Genomic DNA, 23,843 nt, shown 5'->3' with positions numbered 1-23,843 from the left:
CAGTCAATCCACGAATTCGGGTTTCTGCTTGCTCATATGGGCCGCGATGGCCACGCGCAGGTCGTTGGATTGCAACATAGCCGAGTTCCAGGTGGCAACGTATTCCAGACCGTCATTGACTGTATGGTCACGCATGTAGCTGATCATGGCCTTGGTGCCGGTCACGGCAATCGGTGACTTGGCGGCGATTTGATGGGCGATCTCCAGCACGCCGGCCAGCAGGCTTTCTTGATCGGGATAGACGCGATTGACCAGGCCGATGCTGCGCGCTTCATCGGCGCCGAACGGGCGACCGGTATACGCCAGCTCACGCAGCATGCCGTCACCGATGATGCGCGGCAGGCGTTGCAGGGTGCCAACGTCGGCGGCCATGCCGATGTCGATTTCCTTGATCGAGAACTGCGCGTCTTCAGCGGCATAACGCATGTCACAAGCGCTGATCAGGTCAATGGCACCGCCGATGCAGTAACCCTGAATCGCCGCCAGCACCGGTTTGCGGCAGTTGTCGACGGCGTTGAACGAGGCTTGCAGTTCGAGGATCTTGCGGCGCAGCAGGCGCGCGTTACGGCCTACGTCCTTGCCGAAGTCGTTGGCGACCGAGGCCAGCATCATCAGGTCGATGCCCGAGGAGAAATGCTTGCCGGCGCCGCTGAGCACCACCGCACGCACGGCGTCGGTGTCTTCCACCCACTGGAAAATGTCGATGATTTCGGTCCAGAACGCCGCGTTCATCGCGTTGATCTTTTCCGGGCGATTGATCTGCACATGGGCAACGTTGCCGGTGAGTTCGACGACAAAAGCTTGGTATTCGGACATGGCAGTGATCCCTGACTGGCGGCTGATAAGGCCCGAACTATATCAAGGGTGTATCAAGGCGCGTCGGCCAAAAACAGGACTGGCAAAGGTCATGGAATGTTGTGGGTGCCCCCGTCGGGAAAACGCTGGAAAAAATCCCGCCCAAGCGCCATCCTGCGCGCTTTAAGCCGCCCGTCAGCGGCGTTCGACGCTCAAAGGATATGCCCATGCAAGCCCAACCCCTCACCCCCGCCGATTTCGCCTTCATCGATGAAACCCTGTTGAAATACGGCGACGACCACTCAGTGCTGAACCTGGCCGAACTCGACGGCTACTTCACCGCCCTGGTGTCCAGCCCGGCACAGGTGGATATCACTGAGTGGTTCCCGGCCATCTGGGGTGGGCAGAACCCGGAGTGGGAAAGCCCTGAGGAAGCCCAGCAGTTTCTCGACCTGTGCGTGCGCCACATGAACACCCTGGCCACGCAACTGGCCAGTAATGCCCAGGGCTTCAAGGCACAGTTCGACGAGACCGAGCATCAAGGCCATGCGCTGACCCTCGCGGAAGAATGGTGCTTTGGCTACATCCGTGGCGCGGCCATTGGCAACTGGCCGGAACTGCCGGGCGAACAGGCTGCACAACTGGAAAAAATCTCCTGGTGTGCCGAGCAGGACAACTTTGAGTTGCCGGCGGATTTGGATGTGAAGGCCCATCAACAGCGGGTCAGTGAGATCGAACCGGCCGCGCGGGCGCTGCATGATTACTGGCTGGCCTTGCGCTAGACCTCGACAAGCACCGCTGCTTTGGCCGATTATTCGTGTCCGCCCGTCGGCCACTCCGTTCCACCTTGCCTTGATCAGGAGCCTTGTACCTTGAGTTCGCAGAAAACCGTGACCGTTACACCGCCCAATGTCCCCCTGAACGGCAAGGTCGCACCGCCCGGCTCCAAATCCATTACCAACCGCGCCTTGCTGCTCGCGGCCCTGGCCAAGGGCACCAGCCGCCTGAGCGGTGCATTGAAGAGTGATGACACCCGCCACATGTCGGTGGCCCTGCGCCAGATGGGCGTGATCATCGATGAGCCGGACGACACTACGTTTGTCGTCGTAGGCTCCGGCAAGCTGCAATTGCCGGCGCAGCCGTTGTTCCTCGGCAATGCCGGCACCGCGATGCGCTTCCTCACTGCCGCCGTGGCCACCGTGCAAGGCACCGTGGTGCTCGACGGCGACGACTACATGCAGAAACGCCCGATCGGCCCGCTGCTGGCCACCCTCGGCCAGAACGGTATCCAGGTTGACAGCCCGACCGGCTGCCCACCGGTGACCGTGCATGGCGTCGGCAAGGTCCAGGCCAAGCGTTTTGAGATTGATGGCGGTTTGTCCAGCCAGTACGTGTCGGCGCTGTTGATGCTCGCCGCCTGTGGCGAAGCAGCGATTGAAGTGGCCCTGACCGGCAAGGACATCGGCGCCCGCGGCTACGTCGACCTGACCCTGGATTGCATGCGTGCGTTCGGCGCACAGGTCGAGGTGGTCGACGACACTACCTGGCGCGTGGCGCCGACCGGCTACACCGCCCACGACTACCTGATCGAACCGGACGCTTCCGCCGCCACTTACCTGTGGGCCGCTGAAGTGCTGACCGGTGGCCGCATCGACATCGGCGTGGCCGCGCAGGATTTCACCCAGCCGGACGCCAAGGCCCAAGAGGTGATCGCGCAGTTCCCGAACATGCAGGCCATCGTCGTCGGCTCGCAAATGCAGGACGCGATTCCGACTCTGGCCGTGCTGGCCGCGTTCAACAACACACCGGTGCGTTTCACCGAGCTGGCCAACCTGCGGGTCAAGGAATGTGATCGCGTGCAGGCGCTGCATGACGGCCTCAATGAAATCCGCCCGGGCCTGGCGACCATTGAAGGCGACGACTTGCTGGTAGCCGCCGACCCTGCGTTGGCCGGCACGTCGTGCAATGCACTGATCGACACCCACGCCGACCACCGCATCGCCATGTGCTTTGCCCTTGCCGGGCTGAAAGTCTCGGGTATCAAAATTCAAGACCCGGATTGCGTCGCCAAGACCTATCCTGAGTACTGGAAGGCTCTGGGTAGCTTGGGCGTTCAATTAAGTTACTGACACAACCCTACTGTAGGAGCGAGCTTGCTCGCGAAGGTCGTTAACGATAACGCGCTCATTCTGAATGAACGCGGTGCCCTGGCGTTTTTCGCAAGCAAGCTTGCTCATACAGCTCCAATTCGCCGGGAGCGTTCATGACCATTCGCCAACCCTGCCCACCCGGCGCCTGTGTCTGCGATCGCGAACAACTGCTGCAAGCCCCTGGCGCCGACGCGCGCATCCTCAACCTTACTCGCCAGGAAGAAAAGCGCCTGATCGAGCGCCTGGAAGACTTAAAGAACCTCCAGGACCTGGAGCGCATGCAACAGCTGATGTACCAGCAATTGGGCATCCGCGTGCATGTCGCGCCGGGCCATACGGAGGTCAAGAGCATGCGCGGGATTCAGATCGTAATCGACGAACTGCCGGGCCTGTGTCGCAAGACCCGACAGTCGATTCCGGCGGCGATTCGTCGAGGGTTGGAGAAACGTCCGGAAATTGCCTACCGCTTGCTGGATGCCCACGACCTGTTTCGCGAAGGCTGAATTACCCGGCCACCGTCTCGCCCTGAAACAGGCCCTGCCCCACGCCTCTGGCCTTTTGCAAATGCGCCTGCGCGCCACCGCTTTCCGACTCCAGCAGCAACGCTGACGTCACCACCTTTGCCCCACAGTAATCAAAAATTCCGTAGTCGATCTGCGTGCGCATGGCGTTGGCGTAGCCGTGGCGATCGAAAGCGCCTTCATCCGCTGCGCCAACGGCCAGCAGGTGCACCTGCAAGTGCCGCAGCTTTTTCACCACGGGGGTGTCGGGGCCGTAATCAATCGCCCAGCCGTTGATGAATACGCGGTCGACCCAGCCCTTGAGCAAGGCCGGCATTGACCACCAGTAGATGGGAAACACGATGACCAGTGCGTCGGCGCGGTCGATGCGCGCCTGCTCGGCGAGCACGTCGGCCGGTGGCGTGGCACGGGTGCGGTGCACCAGGTGGTCGGCGGTCGAGTAACGCGGGTCGAACCCTTCGGCGGCCAGGTCGGCGATCTCATGGGTATGGCCGGCCGCAGACAATCCGGCGGCGACTTGCGCAGCCAGGCTGTGGGTGAGCGATTGCCGGTCGTGGTGTGCAACAACGATCAAGGCGTGCATGACATTGACTCCTTTTCGGTTTACGCTGGGCTTAAGTTACCTTTGGTAAGTTACTTTTGGTATATAAGCATGTCAAGCAGTCAATCCCCTCCCCCTCGTCGGCGCCTGGCCCGCGAGGATCGCCTGCGCCAATTGCTCGACGTTGCCTGGCAACTGGTGCGTGAGGAAGGCACCGACGCCCTGACCCTGGGGCGTCTGGCGGAACTCGCGGGCGTCACCAAGCCGGTGGTGTACGACCATTTCGTCACGCGTTCGGGGTTGTTGACCGCGCTGTACGAGGATTTTGACGCGCGCCAGAACCAAGTGTTTGCCGATGCCATTGAGGCCAGCAGCGCGACACTGGAGGATCGGGCTTGGGTGATCGCCTCGGCCTACGTCGATTGCGTGCTGTTGCAGGGGCGCGAAATTCCGGGGGTGATAGCGGCACTGAGCAGTTCGCCGGAACTGGAAATCCTCAAGCGCAAGTACGAAGCGATCTTCCTCGACAAGTGCCGCGACGCGCTGGCGCCGTTTGCGCCCGGTGGTCGGGTTTCCCAGGCGGGGCTGCGGGCGATGTCGGGAGCGGCGGAAGCGCTGTCCCACGCAGCGGCCAGCGGCGAGATAAGCCGTGAAGAGGCGCAGCAGGAACTGTTGGCGACCATTCTGGCGATGGTCAATCGCGGGGTGTGCACCGCGGGTTGATCGGGCGCGGGTAATACCGTTGCCATCGCATCCATGGGTAAACACCCTCTAAGAGCAAACACCGTACCTGTGGCGAGGGCGCTTGCTCCCGTTGGGCCGCGAAGCGGCCCCAAAGATGGGACTGCTAGGCAGTCCAACGGGACGGTGCGGCAATCCGACAAGCTCCTTCGCCACAGGGTGCAGTGCTGAACTTAACTGAACGGTATTGCCCCACGGGACGTTGTTATTCAGCCCAGGCGCTCGTTCACGAAGAGCCGCACCTTGCGCGTCAATTGATCCAGATGCCGATCACGCTGCTTCTCCGCATCCACCATCGCGCGCTTGCCATGCTTTTGCAGCAGGTAGGTATGGATCTGCCGCACCTCCAGTGAGCTGTAGATCGACGCCACATCCAGCACGCCCATCAAGCCATCGGTGCCGTAGTCCCGGGTGTTCATCAGCACCTGGGTGCCCCGCGCGCCGCGTACCTGCAAGCCCATGGCTTCAAATGCAGGCACCTTTTCTACCGCACACGCCAATTCGGCGTGGGGATAACGCGCCAGCATGTCCTGCATCATGCTCCGCGCCACACCCTGGCGCCTGCAAGCGGCCTGCACCGCCATGAACGCCACCCCGCATGCCTCGGGGTCGTCCTTCACTGGCAGGTACAGCAAAAAACCGATGACCTTTTCCGGGTCCTGCGCATCCGTGGCGACGATCAGTTCGACCGCAATCCCTTTCGCTCCGCTCAGCGCCTCAAGGTACAGGTGCACCTCAAAGCCAATCGCGTACTGGTAGATGTTGTAGAGCAGGTTGCTCGGCGCCAGCGCGACGCTGCTGATGTCGGTGAGGTTATCCACCACCATCTGCAGGATCTGGCTGTTGATCGGCTCGGGGCACGGTGTGGTGTAGCGGGTAAGGCTGAACATGCAAATTCCTGGGGTTTCACGTCAAGGCAGCGGCGATTGTACCTGCTGCCGGCCGGTCATTGCCCGCACACCTCGCGCAAACACCCGCGCAACCAGCGATGGGCGAGGTCGGCGTCCAGGCGCGGGTGCCAGAGCATGGCCACGGTGAAGGCCGGTAACGCCAACGGGAGCGCAAAGCAGAACAGGTCGCGTCGATTGGTGGCATAGCGTTCGGGCACAGCGGCAATCAGGTCCGTGTCGCGAGCCAAGGCGATGGCCGTGGAGAAGCCGGCAACGATGGTTGTGATTGTTCGCGTCAAGCCCTGGGCTTCGAGAGCATCGTCAATCTGGCCACGCGCCTGGCCGCGGCGAGACACGTAGACGTGCTGGCCTTCGGCAAACCGCTCTGCACTGACGTCGCCCTGGCTGAGGGGATGGCCGCTGCGCACGACGCCGATCAGGCGATCACGAAACAGCGCCTGGGTCAGCACTTCGGGGCTGGCAGTGGCGTCGACCACACCGGTTTCCAGGTCGACGCTGCCTTCACGCAGCAGCGCATTGTCTTTGTCAGTCTTGTTGACGAAGCGCAGGCGCACGTCGGGAGCCTCTTGGGCGATGCGTGCCAGCAACGCCGGGCCGACGCTTTCAACAAACTCTTCGCTGGTGCGCAGGGTGAAAGTACGCACCACCTCGCCCATCGCCAAAGATTGCACAGGACGCAGCACCGCCTGGGCGTCCTGCACCAGTTGGCCGACCTGTTCGCGCAGTTCCAGCGCGCGTGGCGTTGGCACCAGGCCGCGACCGGCGCGCACCAGCAACGGGTCACCGGTGGTTTCACGCAAGCGCGCCAAAGCCCGGCTCATCGCCGAAGGGCTCAAACCCAGGCGTTTGGCGGCGCGGGCGACGCTGCCTTCGCTGAGCAGCACGTCGAGGGTGATCAGCAAGTTGAGATCCGGCATCAGCGCTCCTTATAAGGCGTTTAGCGCAAGTATTCAGTGCAATCCATGCGCCTTCCGCCATGTTAGGCGACGCCGTAGATTTGCGACAGTTGCGTTCATTAAAGGAATCTCCCATGCAAACCACTTCACGCGGTGCACTCGTCAGCCTGTCGCTGTGCATGTTGCTCGCATCCCTCGGCACCAGTATCGCCAATGTGGGCTTACCGAGCCTTGCGCAGGTCTTCGATGCCTCGTTTCAGGCGGTGCAGTGGGTGGTGCTCGCCTATCTGCTGGCGATTACGGCGGTGATTGTCAGCGCCGGGCGCCTGGGGGATCGCCTAGGGCGCCGCCGGCTGCTGCTCGGGGGATTATTGCTGTTCGCGTTGGCGTGTGGACTGTGTGGTGTTGCGCCCTCCCTGGCGTGGCTGGTTGCAGCACGCGGCCTGCAAGGCCTGGGCGCGGCAATCATGATGGCGATGACCCTGGCAATGGTGGGCGACACGGTGACCCGCGAGCGCACCGGGCGCGTGATGGGCTTGCTCGGCACAATGTCGGCGGTGGGCACGGCCATGGGGCCCAGCGTTGGAGGACTGCTGCTCAGTCTATGGGGCTGGCGGGCGCTGTTTCTGGTGGGTATGCCGCTGGGATTGCTCGCGGCCGCCCTCGCCTGGCGCTACTTGCCGGTGGATCGTCAACAGCCTCCGTTGCCCACGGGCGCGACCTTCCGATCGTCATTGAACGACCCTGCCCTGCGCGCCGGCCTGGCCATGAGCACGCTGGTGTCTGCGGTGATCATGGCGACTTTTGTGGTCGGGCCGTTCTACTTGTCTCACGGGTTGGGGCTCACGCCTGCATGGATGGGCCTGGCCATGGCCGTCGGTCCATGTGTAGCGGCGGCAACCGGGGTCCCCGCGGGCCGCCTGACCGACCGCCTGGGCAGCCACCGCATGACGCTTGCCGGGCTGGGCATCATGGCCATCGGCGCCGTGTCGCTGGCACTGGCCTTCGGGCTGGTGGCCTACCTGGGTTCACTGGTCACGCTGACGGCGGGCTACAGCCTGTTCCAGGCCGCCAACAACACCGCCGTGATGAGCGATGTCGAGGCGGCACGCCGAGGGACGATCTCGGGCTTGTTGAACCTGTCTCGCAATCTCGGCCTGATTGGTGGCGCCTCGGCACTCGGTGCCGTGTTCGCGTGGGCGACTCCCGATGTGACCCACGCCGCCGCGCAATCTGTGGCTAATGGCCTGCACGCAACCTTCGCCGTGGCATTGGCGTTGATCCTGCTCGCAGGCACGTTGGCCTGGGGGCGCAACAACGCCGGGAACCACCCGCAGAACACCCGCTGAGGCAAAAAAACAAAAAAGGCGTTGCGCCAGACCGGGTTACATCGCGCATCATGGGCACTTTCAAGCTCAAGGGTAACGTCCATGCGCGTTCTGTCATTGATGATGGGTCTTACGACGCTGGCCGCCAGTCTGGCGTTCTGCGCCAGCGCGATGGCGAATGAAGAAAGTCAGTTGGTACAACAGATCAACGAGTACCGCAGCCAGGTGCAACGCTGCGGTGACCAGGGTTCCCAGGAACTGCCACCGCTGGCCAGCGATACGCGGCTGGTGCTGCCGGCCAACAATGTTGGCGACTTGCAGCAGGCATTGGCGCGGGCGGCGTACCCGATGGTGAATGTGCAGGCCATCAGCCTGTCCGGCCCCAAGGATGCCCAGGCGGCCATGAAGGCCGTGCGCGAAAGCTTCTGCCGGGTGGTGCTGGACCCACAATTTGTCGATATCGGCGTGAGCAACAGCGGGCAGGACTGGCGCATCGTGCTTGCGCGCCCGCTGCTGTCCAGTGGCCTGGGGGATTGGCAGACCGAGGGCAAGCAACTGCTCAACCTGATCAACGCCGCCCGTGAAAAATCACGCCAGTGCGGCAAACAGGACTTCGCCGCCACCACCCCGTTGTCGTGGAACGACACCCTGGCCAGCGCCGCCAACAGCCACTCGCGAAGCATGGCCAACGGCAACTTCTTCGACCACCTGGACCATGACGGCCGCACCCCCGGCGACCGCGCCGAACTGGCCGGGTATATCGCGAAGAACATCGGCGAAAACATCGCCGCCGGCCTCGATACCCCGCGCAAGGTAGTGGACGGCTGGCTCGCCAGCCCCGGCCATTGCGCCAACTTGATGAACCCGCAATTTCGTGAATTGGGCGCGGCCTATGCCATGGACCCGAAGAGCGATGCGGGGATTTACTGGACCGGTATGTTGGGCACGCAGTAGGGTTTGGGCAATCGCCCAAACCTTGTAGGTTTTAACTATTCAAACGGATAGATTATCAACGTGCCATCTAAGCGAAAATAGCGCTGAACTGGCAGCGTCCAAGCGGGTCAGTAGCTTTGGCACCCGATACTCCGGGGCCGCTTGAAGACTCTGGCAAAACAAGGTGTTCACCCAATGATGAATTGGCTGCAAAGCAGCAGCAACATGGCTGAGCGGGTTCGTCAGCATGATTGGGCAAGCACGCCTCTGGGCCCGCTGGAGCAGTGGCCGGACGTGTTGAAGACCACTGTGGCGCTGTGTTTCGCGTCGAGCTTTCCCCAGGCCATCGTTTGGGGCCCCCAGCTGATTACCCTCTACAACGATGCGTTTGTGCCGATCCTGGGGGACAAACCGTATGCGCTGGGGCGTCCCTTCAGCGAGACGTGGCAGGAGGTGTGGCCTGAAGTGGCGCCCTTTGCCGACGCAGCCTTCCAGGGCCATGCCACCTACATCGAAAACTTCCCCCTGCTGATCGAACGCGGCAGCGAGCCGGAGCAGGCGTATTTCACTTTCTGCTACAGCCCTATCCGCGACCCCCAGGGCACAGTGGTGGGAATGCTCGACACCGTGTCGGAAACCACCGCCACGGTATTCTTCGCCCGCCGCCTCGCCGCGCTGGATGCCATCGGCAACGCCGTGGCCAATGCCACCGACGCCGAAGCGATCATGACCAGCACCACCCAGTTACTCGCGGAACACTTGCAGGCGAGCAATTGCGCCTACGCCGATATGGACGCCGATGAAGACGGCTTTACCATTCGCAACAACTGGACCGCACCGGGCTCGCCGAGCATCGTCGGCCGCTACAGCCTGGCCGCGTTTGGCGAAAAGGCCGTCAGTTGCCTGCGCGCCGGCGAACCGCTGGTGATCCGCAACAACCTGCACGAGTTGCCCGCCCACGAGTCCGCCACCTTCCAGGCCCTCGGCGTCACGGCAACAATTTGCATGCCGCTGATCAAAAACGGTCGGCTCAGCGCCTTGATGGTAATCCACGACAAGGCGCCGCGTTTCTGGTCGCCCTATGACCTGGCCCTGTTGGGCGAGATCACCGAGCGCTCCTGGGCGCATATAGAGCGGGTTCGCGCCGACGCCGCCGTGCGCGAGGGCCTGGCGGCCTACACCGAGCTGAATGCGAGCCTGGAGCAACGGGTAGAAGAACGTACCCTGCTGCTGACCCAGGCCGAAGCCGCTTTGCGCCAGTCGCAAAAACTCGAAGCCATCGGCCAACTGACCGGCGGCGTGGCCCATGACTTCAACAACCTGCTGACTATTATTCGCTCCTCGGTGGATTTTCTGCGCCGCCCAGGCTTGTCCGAAGAGCGCCGGCAACGCTACATGAGCGCGGTCTCCGATACCGTGGAGCGTGCCAGCAAGCTGACCAGCCAACTGCTCGCATTTGCCCGGCGCCAACCGCTGAACCCGGAAGTCTTCGACGTGGGCCAGCGGGTCATGAACATCGGCGAGATGCTCGAAAGCGTCACCGGTGCGCGCATTCAGGTGCGGGTCGAATTGCCTGGCCAGCCTTGCTATGTGCGTGTTGATTCCAGCCAGTTTGAAACCGCGCTGATCAACATCGCCATGAACGCACGCGACGCCATGAGCGGCAACGGCACGCTGACCCTGCGCGTCGACAACGTGCCCGCCCTGCCGAGCATTCGGGGCCACGCCGAGTCGCGCCAGCCGTTTGTGACGGTTGCCCTGGCCGACACCGGCAGCGGCATTGCCGGCGAGACATTCGAGCGTATTTTCGAGCCGTTCTTTACCACCAAAGAGGTGGGCAAAGGCACGGGCCTGGGCCTGTCTCAGGTGTTCGGCTTTGCCAAGCAATCGGGCGGTAACGTCGATGTGACCAGCACACTGGGCCAAGGCACGGTCTTTACCCTGTACCTGCCCGAAGTGCAGCCCGAGGTAACCCCGCATGAGCCTTCACCCCTGGTGCCCGGCCCGATACAGGACGCGGCCCTGCGCCATATCCTGATAGTGGAAGACAACCTGGAGGTGGGCCGCTTCGCCAACCAGATCCTGCAGGACCTGGGGTACCAGACCACTTGGGTCACCGATGCCGAACAGGCACTGGCGCTCGCCGGCCCGGATGCCGGAGCGTTTGACGCGATTTTCTCGGACGTGGTAATGCCCGGCATGACCGGCGTAGCGATGGCCAAGGTGCTGCGCGAGCGCCGCGCGGACCTGCCGCTGGTACTGACCTCAGGCTACAGCGAAGAGCTGGCGGACAACGGCTACGAAGGTTTCGAATTCCTCGCCAAGCCTTACTCCGCCGATCAGGTTGCGCGGGCACTGGCCAAGGCGATGCGCAAGGACTGAGCCCTACTCCGCCACGGCGACCTGATTGCGGCCCAAGGCCTTGGCACGGTACAGCGCCTTGTCGGCAGTGTTCATCAGGCCGTGCAGGTCTTGATCCTGCGTATGGGTGGACGCCACGCCGAGGCTGGCGGACAGGCCCTGTACCGGCTCGGAAACCAAACCAGAGATGGCCTTGATCAACTGCTCAGCGATATCCCGCGCGGTTTCCAGTGACGTATTGGGCAGCAACACCGCAAATTCCTCGCCACCCAGCCTGCCGTACACATCGGCCTGGCGAAACGACGCGCTGATCACCCCGCCAATCTGGCGCAACACCTGGTCCCCGGCCTGATGGCCGTAGGTGTCGTTGATATTCTTGAAGTGGTCCATGTCCATCATCAGTGCACACAGCGGCTGCTGATTGTGGCGACATTGCGCATACAACAAGTGGCCATGTTCGAAGAACGCACGGCGGTTCATCAGGCCGGTGAGTTCATCGGTCTGTGCGGCGCGCGTGGAAATCGTGTGGGCCTGTTCCATTTGCCGGGTCAGGCGGAAGGCTTTTTCCAGGGCATCGGAGAACTTGCGCGTGGCGCTGACCACAAACGAGGAAAACACCAGCACCGCTAACGCCACGCCCACCTGCATCGACGACGGCTGAAACAGCAACCAGAAGGTGCAAGGCATCAACACCAGGCCGATGGAGACCAGCGTCATATAGCGATAAGCCGAGTAACACGAGACCGCGCTGACGGACATGCCCACGGCAAACAGCATGATCAGAGCCTGGGAAAGCCGGTCGTCGGTGGGCATCAGCGCAAACGCACCGGCGCCCCAGGTCCCTGCGGACAGCATCAGCGTGATGAAGTAACGCAGCTCCCACCGGTCCGGCGTGCGTTCGCTGTTGGGGCAACGAAACCAGTCCATGAACAGTTTGACACGCAGCAGCGACGTTACCGCCAGCACCACCAGCCACACCAGCATGACGCGATGGTCAAAGCGCTCCCAGCACAGCCAGCAGAGCATCGCAGCGGCCATGTAACTGCCGAAAATCGCGGCAAACGATTGGCGGAACAGCTGGTGCAAACGGTCGGTTCGCACCTGCTCTTCTATAAGACAATCCTGGTCCTGCCCACGCCCAAGGCCATTCATGAAATCCGCCTGATTCAACTGCCATGACAAAGGCGCCATTGTGGCACCCTGCCACTAGCGTGGACAACAGAATCCAGCAGGATAGAGCGTCTAACTCGCTTCCGGCCGCAAAATCAGCACCCCCAACGGCGGCAAGTTCAGCAACAGCGACACCGGTTGCCCATGGCGCGGCTCATCTTCGGTGAAAACGCCGCCGCCGTTGCCGTAATTGGAACCTGCGTAAGTGTCGGCATCACTGTTGATGACTTCGCTCCAACGCCCGGCAAACGGCACGCCGACGCTGTACGCCTCACGCGGCACCGGGGTGAAGTTGGCCACCACCAGCACCGGCTTGCCATCCTTGCTCCAGCGAAGCCAGGCATACACGCTGTTGATCGCGTCGTCGCCGATCAGCCACTGGAAGCCCTGGGGCGCGTCGTCCTGTTCATGCAGGGCCGGTTCCTCGCGGTACAGGCGGTTCAAGTCGCCCACCAGCTTCTGCACGCCACGGTGTTCCGGGTACTGCAGCAGGTACCAATCCAGTTGCTGGTCGTGATTCCACTCGCGCCACTGGCCAAATTCGCAGCCCATGAACAGCAATTTCTTACCGGGGTGCATCCACATGAAACTCAGGTACGCACGCAGGTTGGCGAATTTCTGCCAGCGGTCGCCGGGCATCTTGTCGATCAGCGAGTGCTTGCCGTGCACCACTTCATCGTGGGAGATCGGCAGGATAAAGCGCTCAGACCAGGCATACACCAGGCCGAAACTCAGCTCGTTGTGATGATGGGCGCGGTACACCGGGTCCTGCTGGATGTAATGCAGCGAATCGTGCATCCAGCCCATGTTCCACTTGTAGTTGAAGCCCAGGCCGCCCTGTTGGGTGGGCTGGCTGACGCCGGGCCAGGCGGTGGACTCTTCGGCAATCACCAGCGCGCCGGGCGCTTCCAGGGCCACCACGTCGTTCAGGTGGCGCAGAAAATCGATGGCTTCCAGGTTCTCGCGGCCGCCGTGGCGGTTGGGCACCCATTCACCGGCCTTGCGTGAATAGTCGCGGTAGAGCATCGAGGCCACCGCATCCACGCGCAGGCCATCGACGTGGAAGTGTTTAAGCCAGTGCAGCGCCGAAGCCAGCATAAAGCCGTGCACTTCGGTACGGCCCAGGTTGTAGATCAGCGTGTCCCAATCCTGGTGAAAGCCTTCCAGTGGGTTGGCGTATTCGTACAGCGCTGTGCCGTCGAATTGCGCCAGGCCGTGAGTGTCGGTAGGAAAATGCGCAGGGACCCAGTCGAGGATCACGCCAATATCGGCCTGGTGGCAGGCATTCACGAAGTAAGCGAAATCTTCCGGCGAGCCAAACCGCGCACTCGGTGCGAACTGTGACAACGCCTGATACCCCCACGAGCCACCGAACGGGTGCTCCATGATCGGCATCAGCTCGATATGGGTGAAGCCCAGCTGCTGCACATACGGAATCAGCCGTTCAGTCAGTTCGCGCCAGCCGTATTGGCGCGACACTTCACCGGCCTCGTCCAGCTCGCACTGCCAGGAGCCCACATGCAGTTCATAGATCGACAACGGTGCGCTGGGTTTCTGTTTTTCGCCGCGTGACTGCATCCAGTCGTGGTCCTGCCAATCCACCTGTAAAGGTGCGGCGACCTTCGAGGCGGTGTCGGGCGGCAGTTGGGTGGCCAGGGCCATCGGGTCGGCCTTGAGCGGCAGGATGCCGTTGGCGCCGAGAATTTCGTATTTGTAGGCCGCACCCGGTTGCAGGCGTGGGATGAAGAGTTCCCACACGCCGGAAGGATGACGCAGGCGCATCGGGTGGCGGCGGCCGTCCCAGATATTGAAGTCGCCCACCACCGACACGCGCCGGGCATTCGGTGCCCACACCGCAAAACGCACACCTTGCACGCCGTCAACGCTGGTCACCTGGGCGCCCAGGCAACTGCCGAGGTCACGGTGATTGCCTTCGGCAAACAGGTACAGGTCCATTTCCCCCAACAACAGCTGGTTGAAACTGTAGGGGTCTTCGGTGATCTGCTCACCGCCGGCCCACTGGATTTTCAGCAAGTAGTCCTGGCGAGTCGCGAAATGCCCGACAAACAGGCCGGGCACCTGGCTCGCTTCCAGGCTGCCGAGCTGTTCACCGCCCTCACGGCTCAGTACGTGGACGCTCAAGGCCTCCGGCAGGAACGCGCGGATAAACTGCCCGCCCTGCTCATCGTCGTGCGGCCCCAGAATCGAAAACGGGTCGTGATGCTCGGCGCGTACCAGCGCTTCGACGTCCTTGGACGCCGGCATTGCAGTCAACTTGGGCTGCAGCGGTTCTTTATGTGTAAAACTCATGACGTCTCCCCACCGCGTACAGATTTAGATCCAGGTATAAGCCCGCTCAGCAAACCGTGTAAACCCTGCAAGGGCACCGGCAACCAGGTCGGGCGGTTTTCCGCTTCGTAGGCCACTTCATACGCGGCCTTCTCCAGACTGAACAACGTGAGTGCGGCGTCCTGGCCTTTGGCATCCTGCCAGTCATGCGCCAGTGTAGACGTAGCAGCCTGATAAGCCTGGATAAATGCCTGCCGCGCTTCATTCAGATAACGGTCGGTCACACGCCGGCGGGCAGTGTCCGCTTCGGGCGAGTGATCCACCCCTTGCACGTTCAGGGCCATGGCGGCGGCGTAATCAAACGAACGCAGCACGCCACTCACATCCTTATACGGGCTGTGCTTGCCGCGCCGTTCATGCAGCGGCCGCGCCGGTTCCCCTTCAAAGTCGATCAGGTAAGCGTCGCCCTTCACCACCAAGACCTGGCCCAGGTGCAAATCACCATGGACGCGGATGCGCAACCCGCCGACCGTGGCTTTCGCCAGGGCCTGCACGTGAGCGCTGATGGCTTTTTTCTGCTCCAGCAATTGACTGACCAGCGCCTGATCGGCCGGGTTCAATTGGCTTTGATGCACCTTGAGCAATTGCAGCGCGCGCTCGATCTGCGCGCTCACATCCTTGGCCCAGGCCTGGGTGTCCTTGACCGTGGTGGCTTCGGGCTTGAAGTCTTTGTTGGTGGTTTTCGCGCCCAGTACCACGTGCATTTCACCGAGACGCTGCCCGAGCAATGCAGCGAAATCCGCCAGCTCGCCCAGGGCGTTGTAGTGCTGCTCCTGTTCGGAGATGGCTTCGGCGAGTTCATCGCGAATCGCACGTTCCAGGTTGTTCTGGGTCCAGCCCCAGGCGTCGCCCTGGTTGCTCAGGTAGCCCTGGGCAATCATCAACAGGCTGTCCTCGCCTTGGCCATCGCGGCGAATCATCGAGCCCAGCAGCGGCGAAATATTCGGGTAACCGGCTTCGGTCAAGTAGGCGCTCATTTCCAGTTCCGGGTGCACCCCGGCGCTGACTTTACGGATCAGCTTGAGCACCAGGCTCTCGCCCACCACCACCGAACTGTTGGACTGCTCGGCCGCCAGGTAGCGCACTTGCGCTTCCTCCGTCAGTTGCAGTTTGGCCAGGTGTGGCGTGGCTTCGAAACGCAGGTCGCCTTCGCTGGAGTTCAACACGGTGCCGGCCTGCAGGCTCTGGATCACCGCACGGATAAAGTGCTCAAGGCTGAACGCATCGGTGACCAACCCCACTTGCCGCACACGCCGTACACGGGCCAGGGCGAGTTGTTGCGGCAAGGCGCTGGTGAACTGGTCTTCGCCGAGGAAGCCGAACGGCAGTTGATAACGGCTGACCTGGCCGCCCGCAGTCACCTCAAGCTCGCTGAGCAGCACCGGGTGCTGCGGGTCGCCAAAACGCACGCCGTAGGCAATGCGCACGCTGTCGATGGCGGTGTCCTTGCCGGCAAACCAGCGGCGCTTGGGCAGCCAGGCCGGCAGTGAGGTCTGTTCAAGGGTCGTGCGGCAAGGTTCTTCGAGTAATTCTTCCATGCGTTTTTTCAGCACCAGTGTGGTGAAGTCCGGCATGCTTTGCGCCGGCTCCACATGCCAGCTCGGCATCTGGTTTTCCGCCGCCAGCACGAACCAATAGAAGCCATACGGCGCCAGGGTCAGCAGGAAATTCAACTGGCCGATAGGCGGGAAGGCATTGCCGCCGAGCATCTCCACCGGGACCATGCCGGCAAACGCCGAGAGGTCCAGCTCCGCCGCCTGGGCACTGCGCGACACGTTGGCCACACACAGAATGATTTCGTGGCGGCCATCCTCCCCGGTGTATTCACGGGTGTAGGCCAGGATGCGACGGTTGCTCGGTGAAAGCATTTTCAGACTGCCCCGGCCGAACGCCTTGGACTGCTTGCGTACCGCCAGCATGCGCCGGTTCCAGTTGAGCAGCGAATGCGGGTCCTGGGTCTGGGTCTCGACGTTGACCGACTGGTAGCCATACAGCGGGTCCATGATCGGCGGCAGCACCAGGCTGGCCGGGTCGGCACGCGAGAAACCGCCGTTGCGGTCGATGGACCACTGCATCGGCGTGCGCACGCCATCGCGGTCGCCGAGGTAGATGTTATCGCCCATGCCAATTTCATCGCCGTAATACAGGGTGGGCGTGCCCGGCATCGACAGCAGCAGGCTGTTGAGCAACTCGACACGTCGGCGGTCACGCTCCATCAGCGGCGCCAGGCGGCGGCGAATGCCCAGGTTGATCCGCGCGCGACGGTCGGCGGCGTAGTAATTCCACAGGTAGTCGCGTTCTTTGTCGGTGACCATTTCCAGCGTCAGTTCATCGTGGTTGCGCAGGAAAATCGCCCATTGGCAATTGGCCGGGATCTCCGGGGTCTGGCGCAGGATATCGGTGATGGGGAAGCGGTCTTCCTGGGCCAGGGCCATGTACATGCGCGGCATCAGCGGAAAGTGGAACGCCATGTGACATTCATCGCCGTCGTCACCCTTCTTATCACCGCTCTTTGTTTTACCAAAATACAACTGCGTGTCTTCCGGCCATTGGTTGGCTTCGGCTAGCAGCATGCGGTCCGGGTAATGGGCGTCGATCTCGGCGCGGATCTGCTTGAGGACATCGTGGGTCTCTGGCAGGTTTTCGTTGTTGGTGCCGTCGCGCTCGATCAGGTACGGAATGGCGTCCAGGCGCAGGCCGTCGATGCCCATGTCCAGCCAGTAGCGCATCACCGACAGCACCGCTTTCATCACCTGCGGGTTGTCGAAGTTGAGGTCCGGCTGGTGGGAATAGAAACGGTGCCAGAAGTACTGGCCGGCGACCGGGTCCCAGGTCCAGTTGGACTTCTCGGTGTCGAGGAAGATGATGCGGGTACCGTCGTATTTCTGGTCGTCATCGGACCACACATAGAAATCCCGCGCGGCCGAGCCCGGCTTGGCCTTGCGTGCCCGCTGGAACCACGGGTGCTGGTCGGAGGTGTGATTGATCACCAGCTCAGTGATCACCCGCAGCCCGCGCTTGTGGGCCTCGGCGATAAAGCGCTTGGCGTCGGCCATCGTGCCGTAGTCGCTGTGTACACCCCGGTATTCGGCGATGTCATAGCCGTCATCGCGGCGTGGCGAGGGGTAGAACGGCAGCAGCCAGATGGTGTTGACGCCGAGATCGGCGATGTAGTCGAGTTTGGCGATCAGCCCGGGAAAGTCACCGATGCCGTCGTTGTTGGAGTCGAAATAGGATTTGACGTGAACCTGGTAGATCACCGCGTCCTTGTACCAGAGCGGGTCTTTGATAAAGGTGGCAGCCTTGGGTTTCTTCGCCATTGGAAACTCCTGAAATTCTGCGATGGAGATCGTCGGAGATCGTTCCCACGTCGAGGCGTTTAACCGTCTGCGTGGGAATGCAGCCAGGACGCTCCGCGTCCCAAAGCGTGACGCAGAGCGTCACATGAGGCATTCCCACGCAGAGCGTGGGAACGATCTCCACGGTTCGACGCCTCGACATGGGAACGATCTCCAGACTTAAGATGTGGTAATCCGCCAGATCCCAAAGGGGGTGTGCGGCTCAAGGCGCATCCACTGGGTCTTGCCGTACCACGTCCAGCGATGGCCATTCATTAGGTCTTCGCCCTGGGTGTGGGCGTCGTCAGGGAGGCCCAGCTCCCAAAGCGGCAATTCGAAATCGGCCTCCTGGGCGTTGAACGGGTCTAGGTTGACGGCGATCAGGATGAAGTTGCTGCCGTCTTCACTGCGCTTGCCGAAGTACAGGATGTTGTCGTTCCAGGCGTTGTAGAGCTTCAAGCCCAGGTGCGTCTGCAGCGCCGGGTTTTGTCGGCGTATGCGATTGAGTTGGGCGATCTCGGCAATGATGTTGCCCGGCGCGGTGAAGTCCCGTGGACGGATCTCGTATTTCTCAGAGTCCAGGTACTCTTCCTTGCCCGGCACCGGCGCGGCCTCGCACAGTTCAAAGCCCGAGTACATGCCCCACAGGCCGGAACCCATGGTTGCCAGCGCCGCGCGAATCAAGAAACCCGCGCGCCCGGATTCATGCAGGAAGCCAGGGTTGATGTCCGGCGTATTGACGAAGAAGTTCGGCCGGTAGCACTCACGCCACGGCGACTCGTTCAACTGCGTCAGGTATTCGCTCAGCTCGGCCTTGGTGTTGCGCCAAGTGAAATACGTGTAGCTCTGCGAGTAACCGACCTTGCCCAGGCGCGCCATCATCGCCGGCGTGGTAAATGCTTCGGCGAGGAAGATCACCTCGGGGTGTTTGGCCCTGACGTCGCTGATCAGCCATTGCCAGAACGGCAGCGGCTTGGTGTGCGGGTTGTCGACGCGAAAAGTCTTCACGCCCTCTTCGACCCAGCCCACCACGACGTCGCGCAACTCGGTCCACAGGCTCGGGATAGCGTCAGCGGCATAGAAGTCGACGTTGACGATGTCCTGGTATTTTTTCGGCGGGTTCTCGGCATATTTGATCGTGCCGTCGGGGCGCCAGTTAAACCAGCCGGGGTGTTGCTTGAGCCAGGGATGGTCCTGGGAACACTGGATGGCAAAATCCAGGGCGATTTCCAGGCCATGGTCGGCAGCGGCTTTGACCAGGCGACGGAAGTCGTCGCGGCTGCCCAGTTGCGGGTGAATGGCGTCGTGGCCGCCCTCCTCGCTGCCAATCGCGTAGGGGCTGCCGGGATCATCCGGGCCGGCGGTCAGGGAGTTGTTCTTGCCCTTGCGATGGCTGCGGCCGATCGGATGGATCGGCGGGAAGTACAGCACGTCGAAGCCCATGTCGTGAATCATCGACAGCCGCGCGTGCACGTCGTTAAACGTACCGTGACGTGCGGGATCGTCGGTGATCGAGCGGGGAAACAGCTCATACCAACTGGCAAACTGCGCAAGCTGGCGCTCCACGTCAATCGGGTAGACGCTGCTGATGCTCAAGTAGGGGCGATGATCGGCCTGGGTCATCAGGTGCGCACTGTCTTCGTGCAGAAACTGCGCAACCTGCTCGGTTTCCAGCAGGCCGGAGAGTTCGTGGTGCAACAGCATCAGGCGGTCGCGCAGCTCGTTGTCGCTGCGCTCGGCGGCCTGCAACACCAGGCTGCGGCCTTCCTGCAGTTCCAGGCTAACCGGCATGCCGGCTTCGTGCTTTTTGCGCAGTTCGTAACAGAAGCTGGCGAAGGTGTCGATCCAGGCTTCGATGCAGTATTCATGGGGGCCCTGGGCGGTAACAGTAAATGAGCCTTCCCAGCCATTGTTGCCGACATCGTCCATGACCACGCTGTGCCAGCTTTCTTCGTGCAAGGCGCGCCAGCGAATCAATACGGCGAGCTTGTCGTGGCCGTCTGCGAAGACTTTGCTGGTGACGTTGACCCGCTGGCCAACCACGGCCTTGACGGCAAATTCGCCGCCGTCGATCACGGGGGTGGTGCTTTCAATCGCTATGCGAGGCAACAACAAGGCCTGGGACAGCGGCAGTACGGAACCTTCTTCTGGCGTCAGTGTTTCAGCAGTCATCGAGCATCTTCCCCTTACGCCCTGTGGACGCTCTTTGCTTGATCCGAATTCTGATACGGCGACGCTCTCCTTGAGCAGGGCCGTATAAGGTCCGAGCCCGCACCCCGGTTAAAAGTTCAGGTGGATATGCCGGTTTTGAGCAAGGAATCAATTGCTCCCGACGGATGTCCACCAGTAGAGCAAAGCACAAAGGAGGCCACACCGATGAATATCCCGATCCCGGCTGAAACACCGGACCCGAATATCGACAACCCAACCCTGCCGCCGACCGAACCGGAGCCGATTCCGGAGAACGAGCCGCCTGGAACCGTACCACCGCCCGTGGAGGAACCGCCAACGACGATGCCGCCAGTGATTGTTTGAGCAACGCAGAGCCGGCTTTTTCAATGATTACGAGGGCGCGGAACAGCCGGCGCTGCAGCATTCCACTCCCTGATCAGAACGTTGATGCGTTAGTCGTTATTTATTGCGAATCGGCCTAGACAACTGTCATTTATGACAGTATCCGCCGATTGAAAGACGGCCTAGCATTTGGAGACTATCGGACGTAATAGCGCCCGCCACTCCAAGTTCCCACACGGGCAGACAAACAATGAAAATACTAAATGCACTGTGCCTGGCAACCCTCTCAATGCTGATGGGCTGCAGCACGCCTTCACTGCATATAGATGAAAAAAGCAGCGTGGCCGACGAATTGAATACGCGATATATGGACACGTCAGAAACATGCAGTGACGGCAGTGCCGCGTTTCACTGTAACGGCGTTCTAGTCCGTGTTTCCGACACGCTTATTTCCTCAAAAGATGAACTCGACAAAAATACGGTCGCATTTTCCTATATGCGCGCCGACGCTCGCGTGACTGAACTCTACAAACGAGGTACTCAGGGCATCATTCTGAGCGCACTGCCCATTGCAACCACCAATGCGCTGAGTGTGCGTTGCGCGTTTGCAACGAACGCGCAAACCGATTCTCGCCCGGATGGATGCGGGATGACGACCAGGGTCATTCAGGGTTTAGAGTTCGAATGGAGTCGGCATTGTGATGAACAAGGGATCAACGATGAAGACAGTTGGTATCTTCACTATAAAAAAATCCGTTATCACGAAGCCTATATGTGTGCATTGCGCCCTACTGCGTACCAATTTGCGCTGAGTATTAAAGCCCGTAAGCTGATGCTGCAGGATTTCACTACCCCGTGGAATGAAGTTGTTACTTCCGCATGGAATGTAGCAGACCTGAAAACACTTCCCTTCCAAGCGTTTTTCTTTAACCCGCAAGCCCCCCAAAATCTGGTCGCTGCACAAAAGCTACAACGCGACTTCTACACGTACACCGGTATTATTTTGCCCATCGTCAGACTCGACTTGGCCGCGCAGGACCGCCCTGTTTTCGTTTACAGTAAAGACGATCAACTTCTCTTACCGACTCATTGATCCCACGCTCGACAGGCGGCGCCCCGATACCTGCGGCTCCGAGAACCCGCCTTAACAAGCGAAACATCCTACTGACTCGAACGGTGAAGTCCTGACTTCGTCTGAACGGACATTGCTCATACTGACCTCGCATAGACGTCTTCCCAAGACGACTCGCTTACCCATGTACTCGCGAGGAAACATCATGTCAGCCATCAATCAAATGTCGGACCTTCACTCTGCACTCCCGCCAGGGCAACATCGTCCAGAACACAGCCCCCCTCCAACGTCTTCAGTCGTCACCCCGCAAGCGTTGGAGGCCCTGCTCCAGTCAGGCCCGAACGATGCGAGGGAGCCCAAGCGACCTGACAACTTCAAGCCCACCCCTTCAAATACGGTAACGATGAAGCAGGACCTCGCTGACCTTGGCGTACAGGTAGACAGGAGCGCGGTTGAGCGCATGGTGCGTGACCCGACATCCAAAGCATCGGTAGCCGTCTTCAACAAGATTAGCGCGCTGTTGACGGCAGACAAGATCAATTCCTTATTGTCCGAGCCCAATGCAAACGATAACGTCAAGGCCCTCAGCGGGGTCGAAGCCCAATTGGGCAAGGACGCGATCGACGCTGTCGTGACCCCCCTCGAGGCTGAGCAGATCGAGGCCTATCAGCGCTACGTCGATTCGGCACTGTTCAACTTGAAAGCCAGATTAATGAACGCCCCGCTTGAAAGCCGCTTTGATATCGTCCGCAATTTTGCAGGTAAAAAACACGAGCACTTGACGGGTATCGAGGACTATCTAGTTGAAGTAAACGCCAAGGCTACATCCCTCTGCTCCATTTCCGCCCTGGTGAAAAAGGCAATCGGCTCGTTGCAGTTCGCACACCACAACGATTGGGACAACCGCGTGCCCACAGACACACGCGACAAACCGTGTAAGGATCGGCCCAATATCTACAGTTACGCAAACATCCACGAGTCCTCCCTCGACTCCCCCAGCGAAGTCAGGGATTTCGTGCAGGGTCGAGACAAACTGGATGTTTCACGTATTCGAAGACAACTGAACAAGACACTGCAATGGGTCCACCAGTTATCCGGAGCTAGCGGCGAAATGCAGTTGAAATACTCCCCCATCCATAACACGAGCGTTCTCGTGATATCAGGTAACAAGGGGGAGGATGCGTTTGTCGCAAAGGTATTCGGGCAACTAAAGGAAACCGACCTGCTGACCTGAGCGGCGCTCATTGATCCTTTTCAAAGGTCTTGACGATTTTTGGCATCACGCTGAACACCGCCAAGGCCAACAACGTACTGAGCACCGCTGTCGATTCCCGGCCCAACCCGGCCGAGACCCCAATCGCAGCGGTCATCCACAGGCCAGCAGCGGTGGTCAGGCCTTTGACATGCCCTTCCTCATCATCCTTGCCCTTGATGATGGTGCCGGCACCGAGGAAACCGATCCCGGCAATCACACCTTGAACCACCCGGCTCATGGCGTCCGCCTGACTGCCGGACATCTGCGGCACCATCACAAACAGCGCAGCGCCCAATGCAACCAGCATGTGCGTGCGCACCCCGGCGGCCTTGCCCTTGCTCTCGCGTTCAAACCCGAGGATGCCCCCGAGGATCGCGGCGATCAGCAGGCGTACGGTGATCTGGGTAAGCTGTTTCGCGTCGCCGATGTCCGCGAATTCAGCCTGCAGGGTTTGCCACACTTCTTGCCACCAGGCATCCATGGAAACGGTCCTTTGTCGTAGTAGTTATTGGATGGACAGCGGCGACCGCCAGTCAGTTGCCTGGAACCCGTGCCTGCGCCCGCACCCTAACGTTCATAGCCCATGAAAAGGAGATCGGCATGACCCTACGTATCGAAAACCAGATGTGCTACTTCAAGCTAGATGAGGATGGCCAGGAACAAAGCCTGCCCGCCACACGGGTCAAGATCGTTACCGACAATGACAAATCCATGTCGTTCGTGGAGCTGGCGGGCCAGCGGATCTACATCACTGAAGTCGAAGCCGACGCCCTCACGGTCGCCGGGGCGACGGACGGACGTAACCATGTAAAGGCGGAAGAGCCTGGTTCGCTGATTTAATTGATCTGTATCAGCACAGGCCAAATAGCGCTGCACCCCAGGCCCAACGGGGTGCAGCAGATTGTCGCAGCGACTGATTCCCGACCCATCTGATCCGCTTTATATCGCTGTAGCTGAGCCTGTTATGC

Annotated in this window: 20 protein-coding genes; 11 read left to right on the top strand and 9 right to left on the bottom strand. The window is 61.0% G+C overall.

The annotated features are described in order from the left end of the window. Nucleotides 1-3 precede the first annotated feature (3 nt). On the bottom strand, nt 4-816 hold the full coding sequence (locus ACR52_RS19575; protein ID WP_048728139.1) for a crotonase/enoyl-CoA hydratase family protein: 813 nt from the start codon (nt 814-816) through the stop codon (nt 4-6). Between the two features lie 206 nt (nt 817-1,022). Here ACR52_RS19575 and ACR52_RS19570 point away from each other — a divergent pair, with 206 nt between their 5' ends. From ACR52_RS19570 to ACR52_RS19560, 3 genes are all read left to right on the top strand, one after another. Continuing rightward, the gene (locus tag ACR52_RS19570) at nt 1,023-1,577 is read left to right on the top strand and encodes a UPF0149 family protein (protein WP_048728136.1); all 555 of its coding nucleotides are present in this window, start codon (nt 1,023-1,025) and stop codon (nt 1,575-1,577) included. Between the two features lie 90 nt (nt 1,578-1,667). After that, a complete protein-coding gene (aroA, locus tag ACR52_RS19565) occupies nt 1,668-2,924 on the top strand; it encodes a 3-phosphoshikimate 1-carboxyvinyltransferase (RefSeq protein ID WP_048728133.1) in 1,257 nt (418 codons plus the stop codon). A gap of 134 nt (nt 2,925-3,058) precedes the next feature. Further along, on the top strand, nt 3,059-3,448 hold the full coding sequence (locus ACR52_RS19560) for a hypothetical protein (RefSeq protein ID WP_048728129.1): 390 nt from the start codon (nt 3,059-3,061) through the stop codon (nt 3,446-3,448). 1 nt (nt 3,449) lies between these two features. Here the strand turns inward: ACR52_RS19560 and ACR52_RS19555 are convergent, their stop codons facing one another. Further along, nucleotides 3,450-4,049 carry an NAD(P)H-dependent oxidoreductase gene (locus ACR52_RS19555; protein ID WP_048728126.1) on the bottom strand — a complete coding sequence of 200 codons (600 nt, stop codon included), beginning with the start codon at nt 4,047-4,049 and terminating at the stop codon, nt 3,450-3,452. A 69-nt stretch (nt 4,050-4,118) separates the two neighbouring features. On the opposite strand from ACR52_RS19555, the gene ACR52_RS19550 reads away from it, so the two are divergent. Next, nucleotides 4,119-4,730 (top strand): TetR/AcrR family transcriptional regulator, encoded by a 612-nt coding sequence (locus tag ACR52_RS19550; protein WP_048728124.1) that lies wholly within the window; start codon nt 4,119-4,121, stop codon nt 4,728-4,730. Nucleotides 4,731-4,957: 227 nt separating this feature from the next. Here the strand turns inward: ACR52_RS19550 and ACR52_RS19545 are convergent, their stop codons facing one another. Both ACR52_RS19545 and ACR52_RS19540 read right to left on the bottom strand, forming a co-directional pair. After that, nucleotides 4,958-5,638, bottom strand: a complete 681-nt coding sequence (locus ACR52_RS19545; protein ID WP_048728121.1) for a GNAT family N-acetyltransferase — start codon at nt 5,636-5,638, stop codon at nt 4,958-4,960. 56 nt (nt 5,639-5,694) lie between these two features. Continuing rightward, a complete protein-coding gene (locus ACR52_RS19540) occupies nt 5,695-6,576 on the bottom strand; it encodes a LysR family transcriptional regulator (protein WP_048728118.1) in 882 nt (293 codons plus the stop codon). Nucleotides 6,577-6,689: 113 nt separating this feature from the next. Between ACR52_RS19540 and ACR52_RS19535 the strand changes: the two genes are divergently transcribed. From ACR52_RS19535 to ACR52_RS19525, 3 genes are all read left to right on the top strand, one after another. Next, nucleotides 6,690-7,904 (top strand): MFS transporter, encoded by a 1,215-nt coding sequence (locus ACR52_RS19535; protein WP_048728116.1) that lies wholly within the window; start codon nt 6,690-6,692, stop codon nt 7,902-7,904. An 81-nt stretch (nt 7,905-7,985) separates the two neighbouring features. Beyond that, nucleotides 7,986-8,837: a CAP domain-containing protein gene (locus tag ACR52_RS19530; protein ID WP_048728112.1), complete on the top strand. Its 852-nt coding sequence runs from the start codon at nt 7,986-7,988 to the stop codon at nt 8,835-8,837. Between the two features lie 174 nt (nt 8,838-9,011). After that, nucleotides 9,012-11,198: a GAF domain-containing hybrid sensor histidine kinase/response regulator gene (locus ACR52_RS19525; RefSeq protein ID WP_048728108.1), complete on the top strand. Its 2,187-nt coding sequence runs from the start codon at nt 9,012-9,014 to the stop codon at nt 11,196-11,198. A gap of 3 nt (nt 11,199-11,201) precedes the next feature. On the opposite strand, the gene ACR52_RS19520 is transcribed toward ACR52_RS19525, so the two are convergent. The 4 genes from ACR52_RS19520 to ACR52_RS19505 form a co-directional block, all read right to left on the bottom strand. Continuing rightward, nucleotides 11,202-12,368 (bottom strand): GGDEF domain-containing protein, encoded by a 1,167-nt coding sequence (locus ACR52_RS19520; RefSeq protein ID WP_048728104.1) that lies wholly within the window; start codon nt 12,366-12,368, stop codon nt 11,202-11,204. A 51-nt stretch (nt 12,369-12,419) separates the two neighbouring features. Further along, entirely contained in the window at nt 12,420-14,657 is a 2,238-nt protein-coding gene (glgB, locus tag ACR52_RS19515; RefSeq protein ID WP_048728101.1) for a 1,4-alpha-glucan branching protein GlgB, read from the bottom strand. Next, on the bottom strand, nt 14,654-18,016 hold the full coding sequence (gene treS / locus ACR52_RS19510) for a maltose alpha-D-glucosyltransferase (protein ID WP_048728098.1): 3,363 nt from the start codon (nt 18,014-18,016) through the stop codon (nt 14,654-14,656). The genes glgB and treS overlap by 4 nt, the downstream gene beginning before the upstream one ends. 198 nt (nt 18,017-18,214) lie before the next feature. Next, a complete protein-coding gene (locus ACR52_RS19505; protein WP_048728094.1) occupies nt 18,215-20,206 on the bottom strand; it encodes an alpha-1,4-glucan--maltose-1-phosphate maltosyltransferase in 1,992 nt (663 codons plus the stop codon). 204 nt (nt 20,207-20,410) lie between these two features. Here ACR52_RS19505 and ACR52_RS30955 point away from each other — a divergent pair, with 204 nt between their 5' ends. The 3 genes from ACR52_RS30955 (at nt 20,411) to ACR52_RS19495 (ending at nt 22,854) form a co-directional block, all read left to right on the top strand. After that, nucleotides 20,411-20,569: a hypothetical protein gene (locus tag ACR52_RS30955; RefSeq protein WP_173439285.1), complete on the top strand. Its 159-nt coding sequence runs from the start codon at nt 20,411-20,413 to the stop codon at nt 20,567-20,569. Between the two features lie 229 nt (nt 20,570-20,798). Further along, a complete protein-coding gene (locus ACR52_RS19500; protein WP_152687647.1) occupies nt 20,799-21,641 on the top strand; it encodes a hypothetical protein in 843 nt (280 codons plus the stop codon). A 184-nt stretch (nt 21,642-21,825) separates the two neighbouring features. After that, nucleotides 21,826-22,854 (top strand): M10 family metallopeptidase C-terminal domain-containing protein, encoded by a 1,029-nt coding sequence (locus ACR52_RS19495; RefSeq protein WP_048728086.1) that lies wholly within the window; start codon nt 21,826-21,828, stop codon nt 22,852-22,854. A 7-nt stretch (nt 22,855-22,861) separates the two neighbouring features. Here the strand turns inward: ACR52_RS19495 and ACR52_RS19490 are convergent, their stop codons facing one another. Further along, nucleotides 22,862-23,356 carry an MgtC/SapB family protein gene (locus ACR52_RS19490; RefSeq protein ID WP_048728083.1) on the bottom strand — a complete coding sequence of 165 codons (495 nt, stop codon included), beginning with the start codon at nt 23,354-23,356 and terminating at the stop codon, nt 22,862-22,864. A gap of 119 nt (nt 23,357-23,475) precedes the next feature. Between ACR52_RS19490 and ACR52_RS19485 the strand changes: the two genes are divergently transcribed. Continuing rightward, complete coding sequence (locus ACR52_RS19485; protein WP_048728079.1) at nt 23,476-23,715, top strand: DUF3203 family protein; 240 nt, start codon at nt 23,476-23,478, stop codon at nt 23,713-23,715. Nucleotides 23,716-23,843 lie beyond the last annotated feature (128 nt).

Source organism: Pseudomonas fildesensis, from assembly GCF_001050345.1.
GTDB classification, from domain to species: Bacteria; Pseudomonadota; Gammaproteobacteria; order Pseudomonadales; family Pseudomonadaceae; genus Aquipseudomonas; species Aquipseudomonas fildesensis.
Note: the sequence above shows the minus strand (reverse complement) of the source record. Positions and strands in the feature narration are given on the sequence as shown.